The sequence below is a fragment of the Neisseria sp. HMSC15G01 genome (genome assembly GCF_001808255.1).
GTDB classification, from domain to species: domain Bacteria; phylum Pseudomonadota; class Gammaproteobacteria; order Burkholderiales; family Neisseriaceae; genus Neisseria; species Neisseria subflava_A.
In genome coordinates, this window is the sequence record NZ_KV792665.1 from 28,149 (window position 1) to 35,514 (window position 7,366).

A 7,366-nucleotide genomic window follows, 5' to 3' on the forward strand; every position below is an offset into this window, starting at 1 on the left:
GTATTCCTTATCTCAAAGGCCGTCTGAAAGCCTGAACTTTCAGACGGCCTGTATGCAGTGTCGGACGGTTTAACGCAAATCGCCAACCACATTCAAAATAGCAGACAACATAGCCTCACCCAAGCGCAGCGAGCGTTGGCCGTTCCAGCCGAAATCATCGTCCGGCAGGTTGGCATTGTCTTTAAACGGCATTTCCAAAGTATAGGCAAGGCAGTTGAAATGATTGCCGACCCAGTTGGTCGCCAAAGTCATGTTTGCCTGACCCGGCGCATCTTTGTCATAGCCGTAATCGTCTTGGAAATCGGGGCTGGCATTGAGCAGCGCAAGTTTGAATTGGTCTTCCAAGGCTTCGATGCGCTCGTTGTAGTTCGGCACGCCTTCGGTACCGGCCACAAAGACAAACGGCAGACCTTCATCGCCGTGAATATCCAAGAACAAATCCACGCCAGTTTCCATCATTTTTTCGCGGACGGTAAAGACTTCGGGGCTTCGTTCCAAAGTCGGGTTTTCCCATTCGCGGTTGAGGTTGGCGCCGGTGGCATTGGTGCGCAGGTTGCCCAATACCGAACCGTCCGGATTCATATTCGGCACAATGTAGAAAGTCGCACGGTCAAGCAGCATGCGCGCGGTCGGATCTTGCGGATCAAGCAGACGGCCCAGCAAACCTTCGACAAACCATTCCGCCATAGTTTCGCCCGGATGCTGACGGGCGATAATCCAGACTTTCATGTCGCTTTCGACTTGGTTGCCGATGGTCAAAAGATTGATGTCACGGCCTTGAACGGTACTGCCCAAGTCGTCGATACGGCACAAACCGCTGCCCTGCGCATCGCCCAAAAGGTTCAAATGCTGCTCGTTGGAATAAGGCTCGAAATAAGCGTAGTAAACGCTGTTGGACAAAGGCGTATGGTTGATGGTCAACACACCGTTTTCATAGCTGGTCGGCACGCGGAACCAATTTTGGCGGTCGTAAGAAGCGCAAGCCTGATAATCCTCCCAACCCAAAGGATACGCAGCGTCCGCCGCATTTTCAAAATGCATCACGCAGTTTTGATAGGCCGCACCCTGCAAACGGAAGTAAAACCATTGGGCAAACTCCGAAGCATTGTCGGGACGCAGGGCGAGGCGGATATCGGCAGGGTTGCTCAAATCTTTGACAACGACCGAACCGGCATCGAATTGGGTGCTGATTTTCATCATGGGTATCCTTAGTAATCGGCAAAGAGGCCGAAGCAAACCGTCATTTTACCGTTTGCATGAGGCTGGTTTCAACCATTTAACTGATTTAACAGGATTTCAAGCGCTTGGAAATATTGTTTCAGACGGCCTTTGGGATTAAGATAAAGGCCGAAATCATGAAACAAGGTTGAAACCATGACTCAGCAACAATCTGTCTCCTCTGCGATCAAAGCGCGCGTCCTTGCCGAATCTTTACCTTATATCCGCCGTTTTTCCGGCTCCATCATCGTCATCAAATACGGCGGCAACGCCATGACCGATTCGGCCTTAAAAGAGGGCTTCGCACGCGATGTCGTCCTGCTCAAACTGATCGGCCTGCATCCCGTCATCGTTCACGGCGGCGGCCCGCAAATCAATGAAATGCTGGAAAAAGTCGGCAAAAAAGGAGAATTTGTTCAAGGCATGCGCGTGACCGACAGTGAAACCATGGACATTGTAGAGATGGTTTTGGGCGGACACGTCAATAAAGAAATCGTTTCCATGATTACCACCTTCGGCGGTCGCGCCGTCGGCATTACCGGCCGGGACAACCACTTTATCAAAGCGGAAAAACTCCTGATCGATACGCCCGAACAAAAAGGCGTGGATATCGGCCAAGTCGGCACCGTGGCCGACATCGATACCCGTTTGGTGGAAGGCTTGGTCGAGCGCGGCTGCATTCCGGTCATCGCACCCATCGGCGTAGGCCAAAACGGCGAAGCGTTCAACATCAATGCCGACTTGGTTGCCGGCAAACTGGCGGAAAAACTTCAAGCCGAAAAACTGCTGATGATGACCAACATCCCCGGCGTACTGGATAAAGAAGGCAAATTATTGACCACCCTGACGCCAAGCCGCATTGACGAATTAATTGAAGACGGCACGCTGTACGGCGGTATGTTGCCTAAAATTGCCTCCGCCGTCGAAGCCGCCAAAAGCGGCGTTAAAGCCACGCACATCATAGACGGCCGCGTTCCCAACGCTCTGCTCTTGGAGGTGCTGACCGATGACGGCGTAGGCTCGATGATTTTAGGCGAGGGCTAATCTGGTTTTCAGACGGCCTTATGCCTGATTTAATCAGCTTTTCACCCTAAAAAGGGTAAAAAATGTTATACTATACAGCTTATATTTGTTTGACCGATATTGACGTGAAACAAACTTACAGTCGGTTTCATACCGACGCCGATGCCATGCCCGGCAAAGACGGTATAATGTCTGCATTCATCAGACTTCGGCAATCATCCTCAAGGCCGTCTGAAGCGTAATAAAGCTACTTTTCTTTTACCATCCTATTTGGAGATATTCATGAGCGCAATCGTTGATATTTTTGCACGCGAAATCTTAGACTCTCGCGGCAACCCTACCGTAGAGTGTGACGTATTGTTGGAATCCGGCGTCATGGGCCGTGCAGCCGTACCAAGCGGCGCATCAACCGGTCAAAAAGAAGCTTTGGAATTGCGTGACGGCGACAAATCCCGTTACTTGGGCAAAGGCGTATTGAAAGCCGTTGACCACGTTAACAACCAAATCGCGCAAGCCCTCATCGGCATCGATGCCAGCGAACAATCTTATATCGACCAAATCATGATCGAATTGGACGGTACTGAAAACAAAGGCAACTTGGGCGCCAATGCCACTTTGGCCGCTTCTATGGCCGTAGCACGCGCGGCCGCTGAAGATGCAGGCCTGCCGCTGTACCGTTACTTGGGCGGCGCAGGCCCAATGGCTCTGCCGGTTCCGATGATGAACGTAATCAACGGCGGTGAACATGCCAACAACAGCCTGAACATCCAAGAATTCATGATCATGCCTGTTGGCGCAAAATCTTTCCGCGAAGCCCTGCGTTGCGGTGCCGAAATTTTCCATGCGCTGAAAAAACTGTGCGATAGCAAAGGCTTCCCAACTACCGTCGGCGACGAAGGTGGTTTCGCACCCAACCTGAACAGTCACAAAGAAGCCCTACAACTGATGGTGGAAGCCACCGAAGCCGCCGGCTACAAAGCAGGCGAAGACGTATTGTTCGCCCTGGACTGCGCATCCAGCGAGTTCTACAAAGACGGCCAATACCACCTGGAAGCAGAAGGCCGCTCCTACACCAGCGCAGAATTTGCCGAATACCTGGAAGGCCTGGTTAACGAATTCCCAATCATTTCCATCGAAGACGGTATGGACGAAAATGACTGGGAAGGCTGGAAACTGCTGACCGAAAAATTGGGTAAAAAAGTTCAATTGGTCGGCGACGACTTGTTCGTAACCAATCCAAAAATCTTGGCCGAAGGCATCGAAAAAGGCGTGGCAAACGCATTGCTGGTCAAAGTCAACCAAATCGGTACATTGAGCGAAACCCTGCAAGCCGTCGACTTGGCCAAACGCAACCGCTACGCCAGCGTAATGAGCCACCGTTCCGGCGAAACCGAAGACAGCACCATTGCCGACTTGGCAGTTGCCACCAACTGTATGCAAATCAAAACCGGCTCCCTGTCCCGTTCTGACCGCATGGCGAAATACAACCAATTGTTGCGCATCGAAGAAGAATTGGCCGAAGCCGCTTACTACCCTGGCAAAGCCGCATTCTACCAATTGGGCAAATAAGCAGAATATAGGATATTGATTGTATGAAGTGGGTGACTTTTGTTTTAACCTTCGCACTTTTGTGCTGTCAGTACAGCCTTTGGTTTGGTAAAGGCAGCGTCGGGCATACGGAAGAATTGCAGGAGCAGCTCGTCCGTCAGGAGGAAAAAAACCAAACGCTCACTTTGCGCAACAATTTCCTCAATGCGGAAGTTGAAGATTTGGCACACGGACAAGAGGCTATCGCCGAAATTGCCCGCGTCGAATTGGGCTATGTCCAAGACGGCGAAGTGTATTACCGAATCATCGACCGCCGCTAAACCCTGCAAAACAAAGGCCGTCTGAAAACATATTTTTCAGACGGCCTTTTTTATCGCAATCGCTATATAATCACATATCCCAAAATCAAATCACACCCATCATGTATGACGTAAACACCCACGATGTCCGCCGATTCTTTGCCAACGTCTGGCAACACAGGCTCGCACCGCTCCAATTGGACGGCCTGCAACAAAAAGCTTTGCGCATTATCGAAGCCCATCCCGAATACGGACACTATCTCGAAGACATCGAACAATATTTAGATAAAGAATGGTTGCCCGAAGACGGCGAAAGCAACCCATTCCTGCACATGTCGCTACACCTTTCCCTGCAAGAACAAAGCGCCATCGACCAGCCCCCGGGCATCCGTGCCATCCACCATCAGCTTTGCGCCCGTTACAACGGCGACTGGGTCAAAGCCGAACACGATATGATGGAAGCCTTGGCAGAAACCATCTGGGAAGCACAACGCTACGGACGGGGCCTTGACGTCAATGCCTACATGACCCGCTTGCGGAAATTGGTCGGCTTAGGCCAAGAAGAAAAAGCCCGCCTCAATCCCCATGAAGTCGGCTTGATGGATACAAAGTAACTTCTTTTCAGACGGCCTCAACCCAGACAAATCCTTACGCTTGTCAAAGCCAACGTTTCCATCTTGCATGCTAAATTACTTTTTTAAAATCCGCATTACAAGGAAAACCAAAATGCTCCGCCCAGCCCTTACCGCCCTACTGCTAGCCGCCTCCCTGCCCGTTGCAGCAGAAAGCCTCAACTACAACATCGTTGAATTTTCCGAATCCGCGAATATGGAAGTGCCACGGGATACCATGACCGCGCATTTCAGCGTCAACGCCGAAGGTAAAGACCGTCAAGCCGTCAACCAAGCCTTCATGAAGAAATTCAACCAGTTCAACAAAATCTCCCAAAACAGCAAATTTAAAGCCGAGCTGATGGAGCGCAACGCATCCCCGCGCTATCAATACACCAACGGCAAACGCACCCAAACCGGTTGGGAAGAACATGCCTACTTCAAAGTAGAAAGCAAAGACTTTGAAGCACTCAACCGCCTGATTGCCGACAGCATCAATATCGCCGTTTTGGAAAGCTCCTCATTTTCCGTATCCAAAGAAAAACGCGAAGAAACCGTCGACCAACTGAGCAAGGCCGTCATCCTACGCTTCAAAGACCGCGCCCAAAACCTCGCCCAAACACTCGGCTTCTCCAGTTACAAAATCGTCAAACTCAACCTGGGCCACATCGGCAACCGCCAAATCGGCGGTGATTTCGCACGTGCCAAAATGTTACGGACAGCCCCCGTCGCAGAAATGGCTGCAGGAATAGAAGATGGCGTACCAGCCTCCCCAGGTTCGGAAGAGATCAGCCTGACCGTCAGCGGCTCGGTGCAAATGTAGGATTTTCTTTTGAATCATTTGAAAGGCCGTCTGAAAGTATATTTTTCAGACGGCCTTTTATATTACTCAATGATTAAAATGGCATTTAATCCCGAAAGAAGGCAGGCTCATAGCGAAGAGTTCGGCAAAACCGATACTGTTGTGTTAATGTCTTACGGCAAATCACCGGAAGAAATTGCCGCCAATGCAAAAATGATGCGGATTGGCAGCGAACTGCTTACCGATATGACGGTTGTCGGAACGATTAAAGATTTCAAACAGGCCGACACGTTTAGAGATTATGCTGTTGCAACTATTTTTGCCATTCCAGGAGTGAAAGTAGCTAAAAAACTAGAAACCGTCCGCGATTTCAGAAAGGCCTACGAAGCTGCCAAAGAAGCGGGGGATTTGCGCACAGCCAAGAAATTGTTTGAATTAGCCAAAGATGCGAAAGGCTCGCCTAGAAGATTTGAACAACTTGAGGTTAAAGTAAGCAAGATACAAGAAGAGTTGGCAAGATTAGAAATTGATTTTGCTAAAATTCCTAAGGAATTTCAAAAAGCATCTTGGAACCCGCAAAGATTTTCTTTAGCCGATAACCAATTTGGTCGCAAAGTAGGAAAACATGCTACTGAACATGGATTTGATATGAACTTCTAGCGGAAGAGAAAGTTTTAAAAAATTTATTTATGAAATTGCTAAACGGCCAGATGAGTTAAGGGTAGGAACTTTTAACGGGCAGGGAATCAGGCAAGGTGCAAATCATGCACGTGGATCAGTTTTATTTAGAATTAAAGGAAATAATGTAGTAGTAACATCTCCTGAAGGAGAGTTTATAACAATTTTGAAAAATGGCTTAACTAATCCATCAGTAAAAGAAGGGATAAGGGTAAATAAATGAATGAGTTAAATGGAAGGATTTTATCAGTAAAGGAGCTTTTCTTCATATATGACGAAACGGATCTTGATATTGATGTCCAACGTCCCGATGAAATACAGTTTGATTTGGAAGGGATCCCTGTTTTATTTAAGTGTAATGGCAGCGAACCGAATCTGTCTTATGAAATCAACAAGGAAGCTGAAAACGTATCTTTAGGTAGTTATGGAGAGCTTAAAATATTCGATTTAACCGATTTTGATTTTTTTGGTTTCCTTAAAGATGAAGACCTATTGGAAATGAGAAAACTATATCTTGATGATGATGAAATCGGGTTTCGGCTAATTTTTTCCCAATCAGTGTTGAATATGATTAATTGGGGAGATGAATTTTTTTTGTTTAAAAACTTACCCGAATTTTTAATAAATGAAAATCTCCATGAATAAAAATTTAGGGGCTGTACTAGTGTTAGACTGCAAAAATGAAGATAACCCATTGTAAACTAAAAAAGAGTATTCAAAAGAAACTGCTCCAGTTTTTTGTACTCGAAGTTACCGCCCGTTCAGCAGCTGATTTATCGGGCATCCACCCCAATTCGGCAGTGCTGTTTTACCGCAAGATTCGCGAAGTCATCAGCCATCATCTTTCACTGGAAGCCGATACGGTTTTTGACGGCTCAGTTGAGTTGGACGAGAGCTATTTTGGCGGACACCGCAAAGGCAAACGTGGATGCGGTGCGGCAGACAAGGTGGCAGTTTTTGGTATTCTCAAACGCGGCGGCAAGGTTTATACCGTGGTTATTGAGAACGCTAAAAGAGAGACGTTATTTCCTGTTATCACAAAGAAAATTATGCCTGACAGTATTGTCTATACGGATTGTTTGAGTAGCTATGATGTGTTGGATGTAAGCGGATTTACCCACCACCTCATTAATCACAAGACAACCGCTACCAGGATTGGGAAAACCACGAGCGCAAAAAGTCCGGCC

Annotated in this window: 9 protein-coding genes; 8 read left to right on the forward strand and 1 reads right to left on the reverse strand. The window is 48.2% G+C overall.

Features of this window, described 5'->3' with window-relative positions; translation table 11 throughout:
* Window positions 1-69: 69 nt before the first annotated feature.
* Window positions 70-1,200, reverse strand: a complete 1,131-nt coding sequence (locus tag HMPREF3139_RS02580; RefSeq protein WP_070460294.1) for a M14 family metallopeptidase — start codon at window positions 1,198-1,200, stop codon at window positions 70-72.
* A 174-nt stretch (window positions 1,201-1,374) separates the two neighbouring features.
* On the opposite strand from HMPREF3139_RS02580, the gene argB reads away from it, so the two are divergent.
* From argB to HMPREF3139_RS02620, 8 genes are all read left to right on the forward strand, one after another.
* On the forward strand, window positions 1,375-2,262 hold the full coding sequence (argB, locus tag HMPREF3139_RS02585; protein WP_070460295.1) for an acetylglutamate kinase: 888 nt from the start codon (window positions 1,375-1,377) through the stop codon (window positions 2,260-2,262).
* A gap of 261 nt (window positions 2,263-2,523) precedes the next feature.
* Window positions 2,524-3,810: a phosphopyruvate hydratase gene (eno, locus tag HMPREF3139_RS02590; RefSeq protein WP_070460297.1), complete on the forward strand. Its 1,287-nt coding sequence runs from the start codon at window positions 2,524-2,526 to the stop codon at window positions 3,808-3,810.
* A 23-nt stretch (window positions 3,811-3,833) separates the two neighbouring features.
* Window positions 3,834-4,109 (forward strand): cell division protein FtsB, encoded by a 276-nt coding sequence (gene ftsB, locus HMPREF3139_RS02595; RefSeq protein ID WP_003679613.1) that lies wholly within the window; start codon window positions 3,834-3,836, stop codon window positions 4,107-4,109.
* Window positions 4,110-4,210: 101 nt separating this feature from the next.
* A complete protein-coding gene (locus HMPREF3139_RS02600; RefSeq protein ID WP_070460299.1) occupies window positions 4,211-4,702 on the forward strand; it encodes a DUF1841 family protein in 492 nt (163 codons plus the stop codon).
* Window positions 4,703-4,814: 112 nt separating this feature from the next.
* A complete protein-coding gene (locus tag HMPREF3139_RS02605) occupies window positions 4,815-5,522 on the forward strand; it encodes an SIMPL domain-containing protein (RefSeq protein WP_070460301.1) in 708 nt (235 codons plus the stop codon).
* Between the two features lie 9 nt (window positions 5,523-5,531).
* A complete protein-coding gene (locus tag HMPREF3139_RS02610; RefSeq protein WP_141743126.1) occupies window positions 5,532-6,161 on the forward strand; it encodes a hypothetical protein in 630 nt (209 codons plus the stop codon).
* Window positions 6,162-6,398: 237 nt separating this feature from the next.
* Window positions 6,399-6,824, forward strand: a complete 426-nt coding sequence (locus HMPREF3139_RS02615; RefSeq protein WP_070460305.1) for a hypothetical protein — start codon at window positions 6,399-6,401, stop codon at window positions 6,822-6,824.
* 35 nt (window positions 6,825-6,859) lie between these two features.
* Window positions 6,860-7,366 (forward strand): IS1595 family transposase (locus HMPREF3139_RS02620; protein WP_070460307.1); only part of this gene is annotated, 507 nt, incomplete at its 3' end.

Excerpts from the sequence above, each read along its gene's own strand:
- HMPREF3139_RS02580 (WP_070460294.1), bottom strand. The coding sequence starts at position 1,200 with ATGATGAAAATCAGCACCCAATTCGATGCCGGTTCGGTCGTTGTCAAA.
- argB (WP_070460295.1), top strand. The coding sequence starts at position 1,375 with ATGACTCAGCAACAATCTGTCTCCTCTGCGATCAAAGCGCGCGTCCTT.
- eno (WP_070460297.1), top strand. The coding sequence starts at position 2,524 with ATGAGCGCAATCGTTGATATTTTTGCACGCGAAATCTTAGACTCTCGC.
- ftsB (WP_003679613.1), top strand. The coding sequence starts at position 3,834 with ATGAAGTGGGTGACTTTTGTTTTAACCTTCGCACTTTTGTGCTGTCAG.
- HMPREF3139_RS02600 (WP_070460299.1), top strand. The coding sequence starts at position 4,211 with ATGTATGACGTAAACACCCACGATGTCCGCCGATTCTTTGCCAACGTC.
- HMPREF3139_RS02605 (WP_070460301.1), top strand. The coding sequence starts at position 4,815 with ATGCTCCGCCCAGCCCTTACCGCCCTACTGCTAGCCGCCTCCCTGCCC.
- HMPREF3139_RS02615 (WP_070460305.1), top strand. The coding sequence starts at position 6,399 with ATGAATGAGTTAAATGGAAGGATTTTATCAGTAAAGGAGCTTTTCTTC.